The organism is Pseudomonas sp. N40(2020) (genome assembly GCF_014472415.1).
Taxonomy (GTDB): Bacteria; Pseudomonadota; Gammaproteobacteria; order Pseudomonadales; family Pseudomonadaceae; genus Aquipseudomonas.
Genome location: NZ_JACSZV010000014.1, coordinates 22,296 through 41,141, shown reverse-complemented (window position 1 = coordinate 41,141; position 18,846 = coordinate 22,296). Strand labels below are relative to the sequence as shown.

14 protein-coding genes are annotated in these 18,846 nt (G+C 59.1%); 1 reads left to right on the top strand and 13 read right to left on the bottom strand.

Going from position 1 to position 18,846, the window contains the following annotated elements:
• Positions 1–20: 20 nt before the first annotated feature.
• The 9 genes from IAI51_RS11580 to IAI51_RS11540 form a co-directional block, all read right to left on the bottom strand.
• Positions 21–1,658, bottom strand: coding sequence for a BatD family protein (locus IAI51_RS11580; protein WP_187678611.1), 1,638 nt, complete (start codon positions 1,656–1,658; stop codon positions 21–23).
• Positions 1,655–3,391: a vWA domain-containing protein gene (locus tag IAI51_RS11575; RefSeq protein WP_187678610.1), complete on the bottom strand. Its 1,737-nt coding sequence runs from the start codon at positions 3,389–3,391 to the stop codon at positions 1,655–1,657. Before IAI51_RS11575 ends, IAI51_RS11580 begins: the two co-directional genes overlap by 4 nt.
• Entirely contained in the window at positions 3,388–4,467 is a 1,080-nt protein-coding gene (locus tag IAI51_RS11570; RefSeq protein ID WP_187678609.1) for a vWA domain-containing protein, read from the bottom strand. Before IAI51_RS11570 ends, IAI51_RS11575 begins: the two co-directional genes overlap by 4 nt.
• The gene (locus IAI51_RS11565) at positions 4,460–4,957 is read right to left on the bottom strand and encodes a DUF4381 domain-containing protein (protein WP_187678608.1); all 498 of its coding nucleotides are present in this window, start codon (positions 4,955–4,957) and stop codon (positions 4,460–4,462) included. Before IAI51_RS11565 ends, IAI51_RS11570 begins: the two co-directional genes overlap by 8 nt.
• The gene (locus IAI51_RS11560) at positions 4,954–5,898 is read right to left on the bottom strand and encodes a DUF58 domain-containing protein (RefSeq protein ID WP_187678607.1); all 945 of its coding nucleotides are present in this window, start codon (positions 5,896–5,898) and stop codon (positions 4,954–4,956) included. The genes IAI51_RS11565 and IAI51_RS11560 overlap by 4 nt, the downstream gene beginning before the upstream one ends.
• 5 nt (positions 5,899–5,903) lie before the next feature.
• Positions 5,904–6,863, bottom strand: coding sequence for an AAA family ATPase (locus tag IAI51_RS11555; RefSeq protein ID WP_003218556.1), 960 nt, complete (start codon positions 6,861–6,863; stop codon positions 5,904–5,906).
• Between the two features lie 268 nt (positions 6,864–7,131).
• Positions 7,132–7,485: a hypothetical protein gene (locus IAI51_RS11550; protein ID WP_187678606.1), complete on the bottom strand. Its 354-nt coding sequence runs from the start codon at positions 7,483–7,485 to the stop codon at positions 7,132–7,134.
• 103 nt (positions 7,486–7,588) lie between these two features.
• Positions 7,589–8,164 (bottom strand): hypothetical protein, encoded by a 576-nt coding sequence (locus IAI51_RS11545; protein ID WP_187678605.1) that lies wholly within the window; start codon positions 8,162–8,164, stop codon positions 7,589–7,591.
• 88 nt (positions 8,165–8,252) lie between these two features.
• Positions 8,253–9,449 (bottom strand): colicin-like pore-forming protein, encoded by a 1,197-nt coding sequence (locus IAI51_RS11540; protein ID WP_187678604.1) that lies wholly within the window; start codon positions 9,447–9,449, stop codon positions 8,253–8,255.
• Between the two features lie 762 nt (positions 9,450–10,211).
• Between IAI51_RS11540 and IAI51_RS11535 the strand changes: the two genes are divergently transcribed.
• Positions 10,212–15,107 (top strand): NAD-glutamate dehydrogenase, encoded by a 4,896-nt coding sequence (locus tag IAI51_RS11535; protein WP_187678603.1) that lies wholly within the window; start codon positions 10,212–10,214, stop codon positions 15,105–15,107.
• A 191-nt stretch (positions 15,108–15,298) separates the two neighbouring features.
• On the opposite strand, the gene IAI51_RS11530 is transcribed toward IAI51_RS11535, so the two are convergent.
• The 4 genes from IAI51_RS11530 to IAI51_RS11515 form a co-directional block, all read right to left on the bottom strand.
• Positions 15,299–16,012, bottom strand: a complete 714-nt coding sequence (locus IAI51_RS11530) for an ATPase (protein WP_187678602.1) — start codon at positions 16,010–16,012, stop codon at positions 15,299–15,301.
• Positions 16,013–16,249: 237 nt separating this feature from the next.
• Positions 16,250–16,651: a cupin domain-containing protein gene (locus IAI51_RS11525; protein ID WP_187678601.1), complete on the bottom strand. Its 402-nt coding sequence runs from the start codon at positions 16,649–16,651 to the stop codon at positions 16,250–16,252.
• Between the two features lie 198 nt (positions 16,652–16,849).
• Positions 16,850–17,143, bottom strand: a complete 294-nt coding sequence (locus IAI51_RS11520) for a putative quinol monooxygenase (RefSeq protein ID WP_187678600.1) — start codon at positions 17,141–17,143, stop codon at positions 16,850–16,852.
• A 123-nt stretch (positions 17,144–17,266) separates the two neighbouring features.
• The gene (locus tag IAI51_RS11515) at positions 17,267–18,700 is read right to left on the bottom strand and encodes a PLP-dependent aminotransferase family protein (RefSeq protein WP_187678599.1); all 1,434 of its coding nucleotides are present in this window, start codon (positions 18,698–18,700) and stop codon (positions 17,267–17,269) included.
• Between the last annotated feature and the right edge of the window lie 146 nt (positions 18,701–18,846).

Sequence of the window (18,846 nt, the reverse complement as noted above, 5' to 3'; positions counted from 1 at the left end):
AGGCTGCGATCTTTTGCTTTTTACTTCGGATAAAGCGGCGGCAACCCGCTGTCACCCACCGGATCCTGCACCCGTTCCGCCGCCGGAATCGTGCGGATTGCCCGCCACAAATCCTCACCCTGCCAATGCTGGCCAGTCTCGCTGTACAGCGCACCATTAAGCCCATCCAGCGCATCCGACAATGGCACAAACCGCGCCGCCATATCGGCCAGCGTCTCCGGCTGCTGACGCGCCCACGCATCCAGCGCCTGACGAGTCGCCTGTGGATCGTTGGCCTGGCTGGCACGCTTGATATCGTCCATCAATGTGCGCGGGCTCGGGCCGGTTTGTGCGGCGCGATGGACTGCCGGTTGCCAGCGCGCGCGCCACCACAGGCCGAAGCCGAGGAGGGTGGTGCAGGCGAGGATCAGGGTGCTGAGTTTCCACCACCACAACACATCGTTATCGACCGTGCTCGGTTGCAGGCTGCCGGTCGGGGTGTCGACTTGCAGGCTCGGGTTGTTCGCCACTTGCAGGGTGCGCGCCGGCAGGCTGGTGTGTTCCAGATGATCTTCGAAGGTGTTCCACCACACCACATCGACTGTCGGTAATTCAATCGAGCCGCTGCGGCTGGCCACCAGTGCTTCGCGTTCTTCGCGGCTACCGATCAGGCCACGGTCGCTGCTGTGGTTGTTCAGCACCGGTTGATCCGGGTAGCGGCGCAGGCCGTTGACTTCGGTGGCGGGCAGCGCCGGCAGTTGTGAACTGGCCAGGCCTTCGACTTTCAGCGTCAGGCTGCGTGTAAGGGAGTCGCCGACCTGTGTGTGCTCAGGCTCGGGATTCCAGCTTTCGCTCAGGCTCAGGCTGCGCGCTGGCAGCCATGGCGCATCGGCGGGGTAGGTCAGCGGCTTGGGTTTGACCGTCAGCGGAATTTGCGTGGAGCTGACCCGCAGCAGCTTGCCCGGTTTCGGCCCTTGCGCGGTCGCGTCCTGGGAGGGCTGAGTGTCGACCAGCGTCGCGCTGAAGGTCTGTGGGGCGATGGTCAGCAATCCGCTGTGCTGCGGATAGATCGCGTAGCGCATCTCGATCACGCCGTGCCGCACGCCGTTGATGTCTTTCTCGTAGGTGCGGGTGTCGCCGAGTTGCTCGACCCGCGCATCGGCGAGTTGCAGCGGCGTCAGGCTGCTGTCGTCGTACAGCGACACCGAATGGTAGATGCGCAGGGTCAGGATCGCCTGGGCCTGCACGTAGACACTGGACTGGTCGAGGCTGGCCTCGATGAACACCGGATCAAGGCTGTTCTTGTCTTCGCGGGTATCGCTCTCGACCACTTGCACTGTGATGGGCTGGCTCTGTGTGTCACCCATTTGTAATGGCGGGATCACCACGCTGCCGTTCTCTTTCGGCAGCAGGGTGATAATCCAGCGCGTGGTCGCGCGGTCAGCGCCATTGAGCGTGTTGAGCTGGTTGACTTGCCGCGTGCCGCGCACTTCGAACTGTGTCTCCAGCGGCGTCAGGTCGGGTTTACCGAACTGGGTGACATCGCTGGTTTCGAGGGTGAGCTCGACCGTCTCGCCGGAGTTCAGGCGACTGCGATCCACACTGGCCGTCAGCTCGGCCGCCTGTGCGGTGGCTGTGCAGATCAGCAGTGGCAGCAAGAGAGCGGTGAAGCGGGTCATCGAGTGTTTTCCTGATCCTGATGTTGTTGCTGTTCGTACCAGAATTTGCGTCGCAGCAATTCGCCCGGGTCGTCCGGGATCTTGCCCAGCCATTGCTCCAGTGCCTGACGTTGTTCGCCTTCGAGGTTGCCCTCGCCGGGATGCAGCAGCGGCACCTCGTTCTGTTCTTCGTCCGGTTCGCTGCCCGGCACTTCATTGGGGCCCGGTTGCGGCGGGGTAGTCGGCGGTGGTTCGCTGGCCGATTCGGCGGGCTGGGCCTCGCTCTGGGTTTCACTTTTTACTGCCGGTGGTGGCGTAGTCGCTGGCGGCGGTTCATCACCAGGCAGATTTTGCTCCGACGGTTGGGTCTCCGGCTCGCTGGGCGGCGGCGTGGTCTGCTGCTTCAGCAGTTTTTCCACCAGCGCCTTGTTGGTCTGCGCCGGGCGCAAGTCCGGTTGCAGTTCCAGTGCCTGCTCATAAGCATCAATTGCCGCTTCCAGCTCACCGCTTTTTGCCAGGGCATTGCCACGATTGTAGTGGGCGCGAGCATCGCTGCCTTCGGCGAAACGCTGGGCGGCGCCACTGTAGTCGCCGGCCTCGTACAACGCCACCCCTTGCCACTGGTGATCGGCAAAATGTTGCGCCGCTTCGGCCGGGCGCTTTTGTTTGAGCAAGTGCAGGCCTTGTTGATCGGGGCGCAACCACAGGTCTTCGAAGTCAAAAGCGTAGCTGGGTTGCGGCAGGCAGAACAGCAACGGCAGGCAGAACAACCAGCCGCGTCGCCCCGCACACGCAGCCAGCAACAAGAGTGGCAACAGCAGCCAGTAACCTTGATCGGCCCAGGTATTCAGACGCACGGTCTGGCCGTCATCGCGCAAGCTGCGCGGGCCGTTGAGCAGGCCGAGCGCACCCAGATCACCTTCGTCCAGGCGGGCTGGCTGGTATTCACCACCGACGCTGTTGAGGAACGCCGAAAGGCCCGGGCTGTCGAGTTGCGGCACGCGAATCGCGCCTTGTTCGTCCTTGAGGAAACTGCCGTCCTCCTGAGCGATCGGTGCCCCTTCGGCGGTGCCGATGCCGAGCATCAAAAATTGCGCCGATTGCCCGCTCAGTGCGCGGTGAATGCCTTGGCGTTCTTCCTCGCTCAGTGACGAGCCGATCAACAGGATCCGGCCCTGACCCAGCGCACCTTGTTTCAATAAGGCCAGCGCTTTGTCCACCGCAAGATCCGCACGATGCCCGCTTTGCGGCATCAACGAAGGCTTGAGCGCGTCGAGCAAGTTGCGACTGGTCGCCAAGTCATCCGACAGCGGCACTAACGTGTGGGCGCTGCCGGCGTAGACGACAATGGCGGTCTGCGCGTCGCTGCGTGCCTGCAACAGGTCGAACAGCTTGCGCCGCGCCTGTTCCAGTCGCGTCGGCGGTGAATCGGTGGCGAGCATTTCCGGAGTCAGCTCCAGCACCACCACCAACGGATCGGCGGGTTTCTGGCTGGTCTGTTCGACGCGCTCCCAACTCGGCCCGAGCAGCGCCAGAATCGTCAGCAACCACGCCACGCCGAGGGCGACCCACGGCAATTTACTTTCACGACCGTTACCGCCACTGAGCAGAGTGGCGTGAAACGCTGGCGGCAGAATCATCTGCCAGCGTCCGGCGCGCTTTTGGCGGTGCCAGAGCTGCCAGATCAACCAGCCGAGCAGTGGCAGTAGCAACAACCACCACGGACGGAACCAGTGCGGCCAGAGGGCGATCATCGGCGCCTCCGCAGACGCAGACGCTTGAGGCGTTCACGCCAGTCAGGCAGCGGACTTTGCAGATATAGCTGCTTGGTGAACAGGCGTTGCAACGGGTTGTCCGGCCACAATTCGCGGGCGACCAGTAACAAACTGAGCCACAGGGCCAGCGCCAGCGGCCATTGATACAAGGCTTGCGCCGGGCGTGCCTGAGTCGGTTGCTGGGTCACCGGTTCGAGCTGGTCGAGGGTTTCCTTGATTGCTTGCAGCTCTTTACCATCGTGTGCGCGGAAATACTGGCCGCCGGTGACTTCGGCGATGGCTTTGAGTGAAGGCTCGTCAAGATCCAGGCTCGGATTGACCCCGAGCAAAGCGGTGGAACCGCTTTCTTCAGGGTTTGCACCGATGCCGATCGGGTAGATCTTCACGCCTTCGCTGGCGGCCAGTCTTGCGGCGGTCAGCGGATCGATTTCACCACCATTGTTGGCGCCGTCGGTGACCAGAATCAGCACGCGGCTCTGCGCCGGGCGCATTCGCAGGCGTTTCAGTGCCAGACCGATGGCATCGCCGATGGCGGTGTTCTTGCCGGCGATGCCAATCCGCGCTTCGTCGAGCCAGACGCGCACGGTGTGGCGGTCAAAGGTCAGCGGTGCTTGCAGGTAGGCCTGACTGCCAAACAGGATCAAGCCTACGCGGTCACCGTCGCGGCTTTCGAGGAAGTCGCCGAGCAGGTGTTGCACCAGAGTCAGTCGGCTGACGTCTTCGTTCTGCCATTGCATGTCGGGGAAATCCATCGAGCCGGACACGTCCACCGCCACCAACAGATCACGACCGCTGGCGGCAATCGGCAACGGTTCGCCGAGCCATTGCGGACGCGCGGCGGCGGTCAACAGCAACAGCCATAGCAGCATGAACGGTGCCTGCTGACGCCACGCCGGCAGGTTGGCCCGAGCACGGCGGCGGGCGAGACCTTCCAGATCAGACAGGAAGCTGACTTTAAGCGCCGGCTCGCCGCTGTCGGCCACGGGCAGCACGAGGCGCATCACCCAAGGGAGCGGGAACAGGACAAAGATCCACGGCCAGGCGAATTCAAACATGCTTGCGAATCCACGTGTCGACTGCTTGGGTCAGGCCGGCGATGGCCTTGTCGTCGAGTTTGCATTCCGGTTTGTAGGCGCCTTCGACCAACACCATCCAGCGCGTCAGGCCCGCCGCCGGGCAGCGGTTGTCGAGAAACGCCAGCCACTTGCGGCCATTGAGCGTGTGGCTCTGGCTATAGGGGTAGTGGTTGCGGCACAGGCGTTTGAGCAGACCGTTGAGTTGTTGCAGCCAGGCCCCGGCCGGCGCGCCGTCGTAAGGTTTGGGCATTTGTGCCAGTTCGGCTAGGGCGGCGATGCGCACTGGATCGAGCGGCTGTTCGGCTCGCACAATCGGGCGTTTCTTGATCGGGATGAAACGGCGCAGACGCCACACGGCGAAACCGAGCAGCGGTAGCAATAGAAGCAGCAGCCACCAGCCCGGTGCCGGTGGCCAGAAGGCTATCGGCGGCGGGGACATCAGTGGTTGCAGTTGTTCGAGGCCGTTCATCGACCTTTCCCCGGACGCTGCGGATTGAGGAACTCGCGCATCTGCTCGACCATTTCACTCTGCGTGCTCAATGGCATCAGCAGCACCCGCAGCTTTTGCGCGAGCAATTCCCAGCGGGCGATGCGTGCTTCAGCCTGAGCGCGATAGGTCTGACGCAGGTCGAAGTTGAGGGTGTCGATTTCGAGTTGTGCGCCGCGTTCGGCGAATCTTAAAAGCCCGGCGGCAGGCAGGGCGTGATCGAGCGGATCAGACAGCGGCAGCATTAACAGATCGCAGTGGCGCGACAACAGGCTCAGTTGCTGTTCGGCGCTGTCGGATAGCGCACGCTCATCGCAAATCACAATCACCAGACTGCCCGGGCGCAGCACTTCGCGGGCACGGCGCAGGGCGACGCCAAAGGAATCGCGATCCGGCACACGCTCGCTGTGCAGCGACTGATTGACCTTCACCAAACGGTTAAGCAATTGCAGCAGGCTTTGCTTGCTGCGCCGTGGCTTGATTTCGTAATGCTCGTTATCGCCGAACACCAGCCCGCCGACCCGGTCGTTATGGCCGAGCGCGGCCCAGCCAATCAGCGCCGCCACTTGTGCCGCCAGTACCGATTTGAACATCAGCCCGGAGCCGAAAAACAGCCGCGTGCTTTGCTCGACCATGATGAAGATCGGCCGTTCGCGTTCTTCATGGAACAGCTTGGTGTGTGGCTCCTGCGTGCGCGCCGTCACGCGCCAGTCGATAGTGCGCACGTCGTCGCCGGCCTGATAGACCCGCACCTGATCGAAGTCGACGCCACGCCCGCGGAATTTCGAGTGATGCAGGCCGATCAGCGGGCTGCGCTGGCTCGGCGTGGAAAACAGCTGCACTTCGCGCACACGGTGGCGCATCTCGATCAGCTCGGCGAGGCTGATGCGGATGCCCGGTTCCGACGGCAGGGGGGCGTTCATGGGGGTCAAGCGACGGCTACGACGTCGAGAATCCGCTGCACCACCCGATCCTGATCGATGCCGGCGGCTTCGGCTTCAAACGACAGAATGATGCGATGACGCAACACGTCGAACAGCACGGCTTGAATGTCTTCCGGACTGACGAAATCACGCCCGGCCAACCAGGCGTGGGCCCGGGCGCAACGGTCGAGGGCGATGGAGCCGCGTGGGCTGGCGCCATAGGCGATCCACTCGGCCATTTCCGGATCGAACTTGGCCGGCGTGCGCGTGGCCATGACCAGTTGCACCAGGTATTCCTCCACGGCGTCGGCCATGTACAGACCGAGGATTTCCTTGCGTGCGGCGAAGATCGCCTGCTGGCTGACCCGGCGCTCGGGCTTGGTCTCGCCGTTCAGCGCTTCGCCACGGGCCTGCTGGAGGATCCGGCGTTCAACGGCGGCATCGGGGAAACCAATCTTGACGTGCATCAGGAAGCGGTCGAGCTGCGCTTCCGGCAGCGGATAGGTGCCTTCCTGCTCGATCGGGTTCTGCGTGGCCATTACCAGGAACAGCGGCGATAGTTCGTAAGTGCTGCGGCCGACGCTGACCTGACGCTCGGCCATGGCCTCGAGCAAGGCCGACTGCACCTTGGCCGGGGCGCGGTTGATTTCGTCCGCCAGCACCAGATTGTGGAAGATCGGGCCTTGCTGGAACACGAAACTGCCGGTTTCCGGGCGATAGATCTCGGTGCCGGTGATATCGGCGGGCAACAGATCAGGGGTGAACTGAATGCGATGGAACTGGGCTTCGATGCCCTCGGCGAGCTCTTTGATCGCTTTGGTCTTGGCCAGACCCGGAGCGCCCTCGACCAGCATATGGCCGTCGGCGAGCAGGGCGATGAGCAAACGCTCGATGAGTTTTTCCTGGCCGAGAATCTGCGTTGAAAGAAAGGTTCGCAGCGCCAGCAGCGCTTCACGATGTTCCATCGGTGACTGTTCCTGGAAAGGGTGGCCACGGGCGTTCGGATAACGCCGGGGCTGGGGGCGTTACTTTAATCCATCGCGGGGGGTGGCGACTAACGGCATTTTGCGCAAAGTGCGGGAAATGACTGGGGCAATTGTTGGAATTTTGTAGTGGGGGAGTGATTAGTTGCCTGTGCCGGCTCTATCGCGAGCAGGCTCACTCCTACAATGGATCGCCGTAAACCGACCTGTAGGAGTGAGCCGGCTAGCGATGGGGCCAGCCCGGACGCCATCAAACCTCGTTAATGAAGGTGCCAGTCCCGTCGAGGATCTTCGTCAATGTCTCGACAACCTCTTCCATATCCACCATATCCGGGTTGAAGGTGATCTCCAGCACATCATCGCCATTCAGAGCATCGGCATCCGCCGCCGCAATCTCGATCTTCAGCAGAGTCGGAGTCAGGGTCACCTTGACGCCGTCCAGGGTCGAAGGCTCGCCATCCAGCGTGATCTCCAGCTCATCCTCGTCCGGGTAGCGGCTCATCAGGAACATGTCGCCCTTGTCGCTGTGGCAGCAGAGCATGGCCATGTTGTCTTCTTCTTCATCGCACGGGTTGACGATGAGTAGGGCGGTGGTCATTTGCATTGGGGGTATTCCTGGTTGAGCGGGAGCAAGAGGCTCGAAACCGCGATTTTGCCAGCCTGGATTTTTTTTTGCAGGCTTACGTTTCAAGGAAAGTATGGGGCGTTCATTTTGAGTGGCTCCGTCTTTTCTTTTCCTGCGATTTTTTAATCAGGAGACTTGGGAAGTAAAAAAAAAGGCGATGGAAGGAAAAGGGGATCAGGAAAAAAAGTATCAGCATTCCTGAAGAGTATATGGAATAGAAGAGTACGTTGCGGCCGAATAAATTGCCAAGCCTTCCAGTGCTCTGCCCCAAGTCAGTGTTGGTTAAATAAAATGCGAGCGTGCAAAATAGAGTAATAAAAGTGGTAAAAAATATACCTGCGATAATTCTTGCAATAAGGTGTGTTTGGTACTGTGTCGGGTCAATATTCATTGTTTTATGTACCTTGTAGAAGATCGTGCTGGCAAATATTGGTCCTGTGATTGCGATATAGTTTGCAGTTACTTTTGAGCTGAAAGGGAATAGAGAGGACCAGAATCCAATCAGGCCAAATAGTTGATCGTCGACGAATTCATTGAGTGCGAAATCCAAACTGGTTTGTGGCGCTGCGGGGAGTAGAATATTTATAAAAAAAATCGGAATGCAGAAAATCCCGACTACCAATAGTGGTACCGTTATTTCCGGTGTCTTTTTATTCACAAGGCATTCTCCGATATGTCGTGCTTATATGGGGTCTGCAGCAGGATTGGGCCGAACAGATGGCCTCAATCCTGCTAGATCGGGTTTCTTATGTTTCTGGCAATGCCCTATCTAGTTTTTCGAGGATGAATATATTTATTTTTTCTACGTTGCCAGCATCCAAGTAGGCTGCTACTGCGGCTATCAGCAAGCCGACCGCCACGATACCGGGTGTGCTAACTGCAAGCGCCGGAAAGAAAAACGCAGCACCGATAGCCAGAATCGCACCTGCTCCGATTCCGGCAGCGATACTTTCAAACTCCAACATCAAGGGCCTCCAATTGCCATCCTGAAAACCAATAACTGCCTTGGTGATAACGGAGTGTGCCTGGACGATTTTTCCGGTCACGCCAAACCCCTTGGCGAGCTTGTTGACACTGTCCATATAGGTCGCTTTATCCAGCGCATTTAGCGCGTCCACAACCGCGCGTGTATCCTGCGGACTGAGCCGCGCATTGGGATTGGTCCGCACTTTCTCGAATGTCTGCATCGCCTCGTTATAGCTTCTGATCTTCTTCCCCGAAATAGCCTTTTGTAGGCCCATCACGACCTGATGCAGGTTCGCGCCATAGTTATCAAGGATGTATTTGTTCGCGTCTGCAACATAAGCTATGGCACGTTTGTACTCATCAATCTGCCTGGCTTGCTCTTCTGCGGCGATTCTCGCCCTCTCTTCAGCGATGCGGTTGGCCTCGGCAATGGCGGCCAGACGTGTTTGCTCGTGCGCCTGTTTACGAGCCTCCTCCGCTTGTCGTGCGGCTTCGGCAGCCTGTTGCATGGCCAGAGCTTCCGCTTGGCGACGATTCACTTCAGCGTACAAGTTGGTTTGTTTGCCCTGGAGGCTTGCAATTTGATTGTTGAGGATCATTGCATTGTAAGTGGCCTCCAACTTTGCATATTGTTTTGCGCTTTTTACGGTTTGCAATTGTTGTTGGAGCTCAGTGTTTTTCTGGAATAACAATTCATTAACTATGTTTAGGGTGCGAGACAGCCATGCATCGGGTGTCATGTTCGCAATGGGTGGATGTCTGCTATCGACCTGGCTTAATTCAGATTGCAGGTTGGCTTCAAGATTTTGCTGGCGTGCATGGTAGTCATTCTGAATCGCAAGAGTGAATCCATGCATTGGATTCCCCAAGGGGTAATTCTTGCGGATATCACCGCGAATCTTGTTGGGATTCAAATTGATAATTTCCCATGAGCCGTCGCCGTAGGTAATTATTCCTGGGAGTTCCAGTTGAGACATGTGCAAGTTCCTTGTGCATTTAAAGCCCGATCCGTCGGGCGGTAGGAGACTTATATTGTTAGCATTGAGTTGCGCTTCAACCAAGTCGGAATCTATGAATTTGTTCCGAGATGTTTGTGGGTTATTTCTTTACAGTTTGTAAGAAAAAACGAAGGGTAGTTATCTTGTTGTTTTAGTTAGAGTTGTAGTGGATGCGCAAGTGGGATCTGGAAATACTAAGTGCTTTGAGGAGACTGAACGGGAACGTTCTTCGCTCAGGTAGTAACTTCAGGTTCAAATTGATCTGCTTCAGGCACCTGCGCTGAACCCGATGCCACGCTCAAGGTCGATAAAACGGCCTTGGGCGTTTTCGTTTCTGGATATGTAGCGGCAAAAGGTCTGCACCTGGCACGAATGTCCCGTAAATACGGGCATTCAGACCAGCGTTTTTCGCCCTGACTGCTAGTGTTTACCGGTGCCAAAGCCTCGGTTTACGTGCCAATGACCGAATATGTCGCAGCACCGCAAGCAGACACATTGTCGCACCCATTAAGCTGCGCATCGGATGAGCACCCGTAAAGGCATTGTCGACGGTCCTGACAGTCGTTTTTGCAGATGCCCATTCAATGGAAGGTGAATGTGACCTGAGTGTCTCGTCCAGCTTCACCCACCTGTCCCCCTGTTTCCTCTGCCCGAGAATCAGGAGCAGGGTGACTCAAGCCCCGGAAGGGGTGTTGCACGCGACGCTTTCCATCAATAACAAGCTTAAGCGGAGTACCACAGATGGCGTTCTTCACCGCAGCCAGCAAAGCCGACTTCCAGCACCAACTGCAAGCGGCACTGGCGCAGCACATCAGTGAACAGGCACTGCCACAAGTGGCGCTGTTCGCTGAACAATTCTTCGGCATCATTTCCCTGGACGAGCTGACTCAACGTCGCCTCTCCGACCTCGCTGGCTGTACTCTTTCTGCGTGGCGCCTGCTTGAGCGCTTCGATCACGCGCAACCGCAAGTGCGCGTCTACAACCCCGATTACGAGCGCCATGGCTGGCAGTCGACCCACACCGCGGTCGAAGTGCTGCACCACGACCTGCCTTTTCTGGTCGACTCGGTCCGCACCGAACTGAACCGCCGCGGCTACAGCATCCACACCCTGCAAACCACCGTGCTCAGCGTGCGTCGTGGCAGCAAGGGCGAGTTGCTGGAAGTCCTGCCAAAAGGCAGCACCGGCGAAGGCGTCCTGCATGAGTCGCTGATGTACCTGGAAATCGACCGTTGCGCCAACGCGGCCGAATTGAATGTGCTGAGCAAAGAGCTGGAACAGGTTCTCGGTGAGGTCCGCGTCGCGGTCGCCGATTTCGAGCCGATGAAAGCCAAGGTGCAGGAAATCCTCACCAAGCTCGACAACAGCGCTTTCGCCGTCGATGCCGACGAAAAGACCGAAATCAAAAGCTTCCTGGAATGGCTGGTGGGCAACCACTTCACCTTCCTCGGCTACGAAGAGTTCGTGGTCACCGATCAGGCCGATGGTGGCCACATCGAGTACGACCAGAACTCCTTCCTCGGCCTGACCAAACTGCTGCGCACCGGTCTGACCAACGAAGACCGTCACATCGAAGACTACGCGGTGAACTACCTGCGCGAGCCGACCCTGCTGTCGTTCGCCAAAGCTGCGCACCCAAGCCGCGTTCACCGTCCGGCCTACCCGGACTACGTGTCGATCCGTGAAATCGACGCTGACGGCAAAGTCATCAAGGAACACCGCTTCATGGGCCTGTACACCTCCTCGGTGTATGGCGAGAGTGTGCGGGTTATCCCGTTCATCCGCCGCAAGGTCGAAGAGATCGAGCGCCGCTCCGGCTTCCAGTCCAAGGCTCACCTGGGCAAGGAACTGGCGCAGGTTCTCGAAGTACTGCCGCGTGATGACCTGTTCCAGACTCCGGTCGACGAACTGTTCACCACCGTGATGTCGATCGTGCAGATCCAGGAACGCAACAAGATCCGCGTGTTCCTGCGCAAAGACCCGTATGGTCGCTTCTGCTACTGCCTGGCCTACGTGCCGCGCGACATCTATTCCACCGAAGTGCGCCAGAAGATCCAGCAGGTTCTGATGGAGCGCCTGAAGGCCACCGACTGCGAGTTCTGGACGTTCTTCTCCGAGTCCGTGCTGGCCCGCGTGCAGTTGATCCTGCGTGTCGACCCGAAAAACCGCATCGACATGGACCCGCTGCTGCTGGAAAAAGAAGTCGTACAGGCTTGCCGCAGCTGGCAGGACGACTACGCCGCACTGACCGTCGAAAGCTTCGGCGAAGCCCACGGCACCAACGTGCTGGCGGACTTCCCGAAAGGCTTCCCGGCCGGCTACCGCGAGCGTTTCGCCGCGCATTCGGCCGTGGTCGACATGCAGCACCTGCTGAGCCTGAACGAAAAAAATCCGCTGGTGATGAGCTTCTATCAGCCGTTGGGCCAGGTCTCCGGCCAGCGCGAGTTGCATTGCAAGCTGTATCACGCCGACACCCCGCTGGCGCTGTCCGACGTTTTGCCGATTCTGGAAAACCTTGGCCTGCGCGTACTGGGCGAGTTCCCGTACCGCCTGCGTCACACCAATGGCCGCGAGTTCTGGATTCATGACTTCGCGTTCACTGCCGCTGAAGGCCTGGACCTCGACATCCAGCAACTCAACGACACCCTGCAGGACGCGTTCATCCACATCGTCAGCGGCGATGCCGAGAACGATGCGTTCAACCGTCTGGTACTGACTGCCGGCCTGCCATGGCGCGACGTGGCGCTGCTGCGCGCTTACGCCCGTTACCTGAAGCAGATCCGTCTGGGCTTCGATCTGGGTTACATCGCCAGCACCCTGAACAACCACACCGACATCGCTCGCGAGTTGACCCGGTTGTTCAAGACCCGTTTCTACCTGGCGCGCAAGCTCGGCAGCGATGATCTGGAAGACAAGCAACAGCGTCTGGAACAAGCGATTCTGACCGCACTGGACGACGTTCAGGTGCTCAACGAAGACCGCATCCTGCGTCGTTACCTCGACCTGATCAAAGCCACCCTGCGCACCAACTTCTATCAGACTGATGCCAACGGCCAGAACAAGTCGTACTTCAGCTTCAAGTTCAATCCGCACGCCATTCCTGAGCTGCCGAAGCCAGTACCGAAGTTCGAAATCTTCGTTTACTCGCCACGCGTTGAAGGCGTGCACCTGCGCTTCGGTAACGTGGCGCGTGGTGGTCTGCGCTGGTCCGATCGTGAAGAAGACTTCCGTACCGAAGTCCTCGGTCTGGTTAAAGCTCAACAAGTGAAGAACTCGGTCATCGTGCCGGTGGGTGCGAAGGGCGGCTTCCTGCCGCGTCGCTTGCCACTGGGCGGCAGCCGTGACGAGATCGCGGCCGAGGGCATCGCCTGCTACCGCATCTTCATTTCGGGCCTGTTGGACATCACCGACAACCTGAAAGACGGCGCACTGGTACCGCCGGCCAACGTCGTGCGTCATGACGACGATGACCCGTACCTGGTGGTAGCAGCGGACAAGGGCACTGCAACCTTCTCCGACATCGCCAACGGCATCGCCATCGACTACGGCTTCTGGCTGGGTGACGCATTTGCGTCCGGTGGTTCGGCCGGTTACGACCACAAGAAAATGGGCATCACCGCCAAAGGCGCGTGGGTGGGCGTACAGCGCCACTTCCGCGAGCGCGGCATCAATGTTCAGGAAGACAGCATCACTGTGGTCGGCGTCGGCGACATGGCCGGTGACGTGTTCGGTAACGGCTTGCTGATGTCTGACAAGCTGCAACTGGTTGCCGCGTTCAACCACTTGCACATCTTCATCGATCCAAACCCGAACCCGGCGACCAGCTTCGTCGAGCGTCAGCGCATGTTCGATCTGCCGCGTTCGGCCTGGACCGACTACGACACCAGCATCATGTCCGAAGGTGGCGGTATCTTCTCGCGTAGCGCGAAAAGCATCGCCATCTCGCCGCAGATGAAAGAACGCTTCGACATCAAGGCCGACAAGCTGACCCCGACCGAACTGCTGAACGCCTTGCTCAAGGCACCGGTGGATCTGCTGTGGAACGGCGGTATCGGTACTTACGTCAAGGCCAGCACCGAAAGCCACGCCGATGTCGGCGACAAGGCCAACGATGCGCTGCGCGTGAACGGCAACGAACTGCGCTGCAAGGTTGTGGGCGAGGGCGGTAACCTCGGCATGACCCAACTGGGTCGTGTGGAATTCGGCCTCAATGGCGGCGGTTCCAACACCGACTTCATCGACAACGCCGGTGGCGTGGACTGCTCCGACCACGAAGTAAACATCAAGATCCTGCTGAACGAAGTGGTTCAGGCCGGCGACATGACCGACAAGCAACGCAACCAGTTGCTGGCGAGCATGACCGACGAAGTCGGTGGTCTGGTGCTGGGCAACAACTACAAGCAGACTCAGGCCCTGTCCCTGGCGGCGCGTCGTGCCTACGAGCGCATCGCCGAGTACAAACGTCTGATGGGCGATCTGGAAGGCCGCGGCAAGCTGGACCGAGCCATCGAGTTCCTGCCGACCGAAGAGCAGATCAACGAGCGCGTTGCGGCAGGCCATGGCCTGACCCGTCCTGAGCTGTCGGTGCTGATCTCGTACAGCAAGATCGACCTCAAGGAACAGCTGCTGGGTTCCTTGGTGCCGGACGACGATTACCTGACCCGCGACATGGAAACGGCGTTCCCGCCGACCCTGGTCAGCAAGTTCTCCGAAGCCATGCGTCGTCACCGCCTGAAGCGCGAGATCGTCAGCACCCAGATCGCCAACGATCTGGTCAACCACATGGGCATCACCTTCGTTCAACGACTCAAAGAGTCGACCGGCATGAGCCCGGCGAACGTGGCTGGCGCCTACGTGATCGTGCGCGACATTTTCCATCTCCCGCACTGGTTCCGTCAGATTGAAGCGCTGGACTACCAAGTCAGCGCTGACGTGCAACTGGAGCTGATGGACGAGCTGATGCGTCTGGGTCGCCGTGCTACGCGCTGGTTCCTGCGTGCCCGTCGCAACGAGCAGAACGCTGCCCGTGACACAGCGCACTTCGGTCCGCACCTGAAAGAGCTGGGTCTGAAGCTCGACGAACTGCTCAGCGGCGAAATCCGTGAAAACTGGCAGGCGCGTTATCAGGCGTACGTCGAAGCCGGTGTGCCGGAGTTGCTGGCGCGTATGGTCGCGGGTACCTCGCACCTGTACACCCTGCTGCCGATCATCGAAGCCTCCGACGTGACCGGCCAGAACCCTGCCGAAGTGGCCAAGGCCTACTTCGCCGTGGGCAGTGCGCTGGATGTCACCTGGTACCTGCAACAGATCAGTGCTCTGCCGGTTGAAAACAACTGGCAGGCCCTGGCCCGTGAAGCGTTCCGTGATGACGTTGACTGGCAGCAACGTGCGATCACCATCTCCGTCCTGCAACAGGGCGACGGCACTCAGGACGTGGAAGCACGCCTGGCGCTGTGGATGGAACAGCACGAAGGCATGATCTCGCGCTGGCGCGCCATGCTGGTGGAAATCCGTGCTGCGAGCGGCACTGACTACGCCATGTATGCGGTCGCCAACCGTGAGCTGCTGGATCTGGCATTGAGTGGGCAAGCGGTGGTGGCACCTGTCACTGCCAATGCCGAGCCTGAGCTGGCTTAAGTAAGCGTTGAATGAAAAAGCCCCGGTATCGTGAGATGCCGGGGCTTTTTTACGTCTGATGGATTTTGTGTTGATTATTCAGGCCTCATCGCTGGCAAGCCAGCTCCCACAGGTTTCTCGGGTGTTCACAGAATTTGTGTTCACCGCAGATCCCTGTGGGAGCTGGCTTGCCAGCGATGAGGCTCTTTATATCAATACAACTTCTGAACTTGTTTGCTCTCGAGCATCGACACTTTATCTGTCGGCCTGGTCAATAAATTACTGAGCGACTGGTCAAACTTCTGCAATGCCCTTACTTGAACGTCTTGTTGTTGATTGATGTCAGCAACAATCTCTTCGGAACGTTTGAAGTCCGCCCAAATCGGTGTCAGTTCTTTCGCGTCCGAGCCTTTGGCCGTACCGATGTAATTGAGCTGCGCATCATAAAAGTCCGCACTCACGTGCGCCTGGATATCGGAACTGCGCGAAGTGATCAATTGGCTGTGGGTGCCAATGATTGCCACCACATCCGGCCTGGCCGCACGAAGGCTTTGCATATCCGGGTAGACCGTCACCGAGCCGAACTGGCGTTGCAGGGAAGCGTTGACCCATTCCACCGCCATGTCCGGTTTTGACGTCGCGACATAGGCGTCATGGATCGGTTTCACCAGCAGGCTCTGGCCGAAACCGGTGCCGGCATTGGCCTGATAGTCGCGCAGGTATTCACGATTGGTTTGGGTGCTTGGGCTGTAAACGACACCGAGCGCGACGCCGGGACCGCTTTTCACCTGAGTGGCGCTGCTGCGGCCGGTCGGATGGGGCAGTAGCGTGTCAAGGGATGAGACCGCTCGGGGAGCGGTGGGTACGGAACAGGCGGAGAGGGCTAAAACGGAAATTACCAACGTACTGGCCAACGCAAGTTTCATGGTGGATCTCCCGTGAAACAACTTCAGTCGGAAAGTTGCAATTGCCGAGTTTTAAAAGGGCGCTCGGCGTTAATTCAGACTAAACCGGAGAACCTGTAAGGCAGCTGACAATTTATCGGTTTATCAGCGGGTGGATAGTTTCATTTGCTTTAAACGGCATCGGTTAATTGCGCCGAGCAATAAAAAGGCTCCAATCAGCGATTTGAGCCTTTTTAGTTATGGCTGGCCGGACAGCCATCAGTCTTTCAGGGGGATCAACACCTGCTCGTCCGGGGCCAACACCATAAACACCAGCAACTTCGCCGGTTTGCTTTTACTGGCATTTTTCGACATCAGATGTTCGGAGCCGGCCGGTTCGTACCAGAATTGACCCTTCTTGTAAGTGGTCGGCTGTTCACCCTTGACCTGGGAAATCACTTCGCCTTCCAGCACGTAAGCCATGGCGGTGCCCTCGTGTTTGTGGGCGATGGACGATTGGCCGGGCTTGTAGTCGACTTCGATCATCATGGCCTTTTTGCCGGGGGCGTTTTTCAGCATCTGGTCTTGCAGCACCGTGACTTTCTCGGACGAGTCATGGGCGAGCGCCGAGGCGGAAATCGTCAAGGCGAGGGCGGCGGCGATGACGTGCAGGGCTTTCATGGCGGATCACCTGTGAAGTGGGGAGGTCGGTGATCACAGTAGAGCGCGGGGTGGCGCATTCAAACGGCCAATATTCTGGAAGATCGGGTGACCAATCTGATTTGCGGGGTGATCAAAAGCAAAAGATCGCAGCCTTCGGCAGCTCCTACAGAAATCGGTGTAGGAGCTGCCGAAGGCTGCGATCTTTTGATCTTGCGTCTAAACGATAGGAAAACTGTTGAAATCCACGCTGTTGGCCAGACGGCTATCGATCAAGTCGATAAACCCCTGCGCCTCGGGCCGGTTGAAATGCGCCTGCATCGCCGCTTCCGACTGCCAGTGGGCGCTGACCGTCCAGCGGTGGCTGTCATCGGGGCAGCGGTCGACTATATAGGAGTCGCAGCCCGGCGTTTCGCGCAGGGTTTCGACGATCTTCTGCAGTTGCCTGCCCAGTTCATCCGAGCGGCCGGCGGCGGCCTGCACCTGGACGGTGTTGATCACTTCGTTGGACATTGCTCACACTCCTGAATCAGGCCGGACGAATCCTGCTCATTGAGGGATAACGCCTGTGCAGGATAGGCCTGCCACCCCGTATCACCAATAACCAATCGGCGGTTAATCCGTTAGGCCAATCACTCAAGCGACTTGCTGAAGGATGTCGCGCAGGCGATCCAGTGCGATATCGATGTCCAGCGTCTCGATGGCGCCAAAGCCGAAGTACAGACCGCTTTTCACCGGTTGCTGATAATAGAAACCGTCGATGGCGTACAGCCCGACTTCGACCTTTTTCGCCAGTTCGATCACCAATGGCAGGTCGATCGGCTTCTTGCACAGCGCGGCCATGTGGAACCCGGCGCTGGGTGGCACGGCCTCAAGCCACGGCGACAGATCGCTGGCCATGCGCGCCAGAATCCGTTCGCGGCGCTGGGCGTAAATCGTATGGCAGCGGCGGATATGCTTGAGCAGGCAACCCTCGGCGATGAACTTCGCCAAGGCCCATTGCGGCAGGGTGGAGGCATGCAGATCAGTGAGTTGCTTGGCGCGGATCACCGCTTCGAGGATCGCCGGCGGCAGGATCGCATAGCCCAGTCGCAGCTCCGGCAGCAGGGTTTTAGAGAACGTTCCGACGTAGGCGACGATGCCGCGCTGGTCGAGACTGAACAGTGAGTCGGTGGGCCGGCCTTCGTAGCGGAACTCGCTGTCATAGTCGTCCTCGATGATGATTGCGCCCAGATCATAGGCGCGGGCCAGCAAGGCTTCGCGACGCGCCGGACTCATCGGCATGCTCAGGGGAAACTGGTGCGAGGGCGTGACGTAGATCAGCCGCGTGCCCTCGGGGATTTGCTCAACCACAATGCCTTCGTCATCCACTGGCACGCCGACCACATCCGCGCCGTGGGTGCCGAACAGCAAACGTGCCGGCGGGTAGCCCGGATCTTCCATCGCCACCCGACTGCCGGGGCTGATCAGTACACGCGTGATCAGGTCCAGCGCCTGTTGCGCGCCGTTGCACACCACGATGTCTTCGTCCTTGCAGTTGACCCCGCGGGAAAACGCGATGTGCCGGGCAATCGCATTGCGCAGCGCCGGCAAACCTTCGGGCACGCTGTAGAAGCCTTTTGAACCGGCCATCTGGCGCATGGCGTGGGAGACACAGCGGCGCCAGTCGTCATGGGGAAACTGGCCTTTGCTGGTGGCACCGCCAATGAAGTCGTAGCGCAACGAGCCTTCCAGCGTCGGGTGGCGCAGGAACACCGGCAGGTTTCTCCAGCGCTCGATCACCTCGGCGCTGGCCAGCTCGGTGTGGCTTTGCTTGCGCTGGACTTGCGCCGGGCGTGCGTTGACGTAGGTGCCTTTGCCGATCACGCCGGTCAGGAAGTTTTCGTAGGTCAGTTGGGCGTAGGTGTCGGAAATGGTTTTGCGCGAAATCCCCAGTTGCTCGGCCAGCAAGCGGCTCGGCGGCAACTGTGTGCCAGCGGCCAGACGCCCGGACTCGATGGCACCACGCAGTTGTTGATACAACTGACCGGCCAGATCCTTGCGGCCGTTGATCACAACGTGAAGTTCCATACCGACTGGGCTCCGAGGCGCGAATTGATTGCCCGCCAGATTACTCCGCTTTGCCTGTTCATCAGTAGTTGCGCAGCCGAAAATCCCAAAATTGGCCCCAATCCCTGTAGGAGCTGCCGAAGGCTGCGATCTTTACCTGATCGTTC

Bases quoted from the DNA above. Each gene is read 5' to 3' on its own strand.
- IAI51_RS11580 (WP_187678611.1), bottom strand. From the start codon at position 1,658: ATGACCCGCTTCACCGCTCTCTTGCTGCCACTGCTGATCTGCACAGCC.
- IAI51_RS11560 (WP_187678607.1), bottom strand. From the start codon at position 5,898: ATGAACGCCCCCCTGCCGTCGGAACCGGGCATCCGCATCAGCCTCGCC.
- IAI51_RS11555 (WP_003218556.1), bottom strand. From the start codon at position 6,863: ATGGAACATCGTGAAGCGCTGCTGGCGCTGCGAACCTTTCTTTCAACG.
- IAI51_RS11525 (WP_187678601.1), bottom strand. From the start codon at position 16,651: ATGAAAGCCCTGCACGTCATCGCCGCCGCCCTCGCCTTGACGATTTCC.
- IAI51_RS11575 (WP_187678610.1), bottom strand. From the start codon at position 3,391: ATGATCGCCCTCTGGCCGCACTGGTTCCGTCCGTGGTGGTTGTTGCTA.
- IAI51_RS11535 (WP_187678603.1), top strand. From the start codon at position 10,212: ATGGCGTTCTTCACCGCAGCCAGCAAAGCCGACTTCCAGCACCAACTG.
- IAI51_RS11570 (WP_187678609.1), bottom strand. From the start codon at position 4,467: ATGTTTGAATTCGCCTGGCCGTGGATCTTTGTCCTGTTCCCGCTCCCT.
- IAI51_RS11565 (WP_187678608.1), bottom strand. From the start codon at position 4,957: ATGAACGGCCTCGAACAACTGCAACCACTGATGTCCCCGCCGCCGATA.
- IAI51_RS11550 (WP_187678606.1), bottom strand. From the start codon at position 7,485: ATGCAAATGACCACCGCCCTACTCATCGTCAACCCGTGCGATGAAGAA.
- IAI51_RS11530 (WP_187678602.1), bottom strand. From the start codon at position 16,012: ATGAAACTTGCGTTGGCCAGTACGTTGGTAATTTCCGTTTTAGCCCTC.
- IAI51_RS11540 (WP_187678604.1), bottom strand. From the start codon at position 9,449: ATGTCTCAACTGGAACTCCCAGGAATAATTACCTACGGCGACGGCTCA.
- IAI51_RS11520 (WP_187678600.1), bottom strand. From the start codon at position 17,143: ATGTCCAACGAAGTGATCAACACCGTCCAGGTGCAGGCCGCCGCCGGC.
- IAI51_RS11515 (WP_187678599.1), bottom strand. From the start codon at position 18,700: ATGGAACTTCACGTTGTGATCAACGGCCGCAAGGATCTGGCCGGTCAG.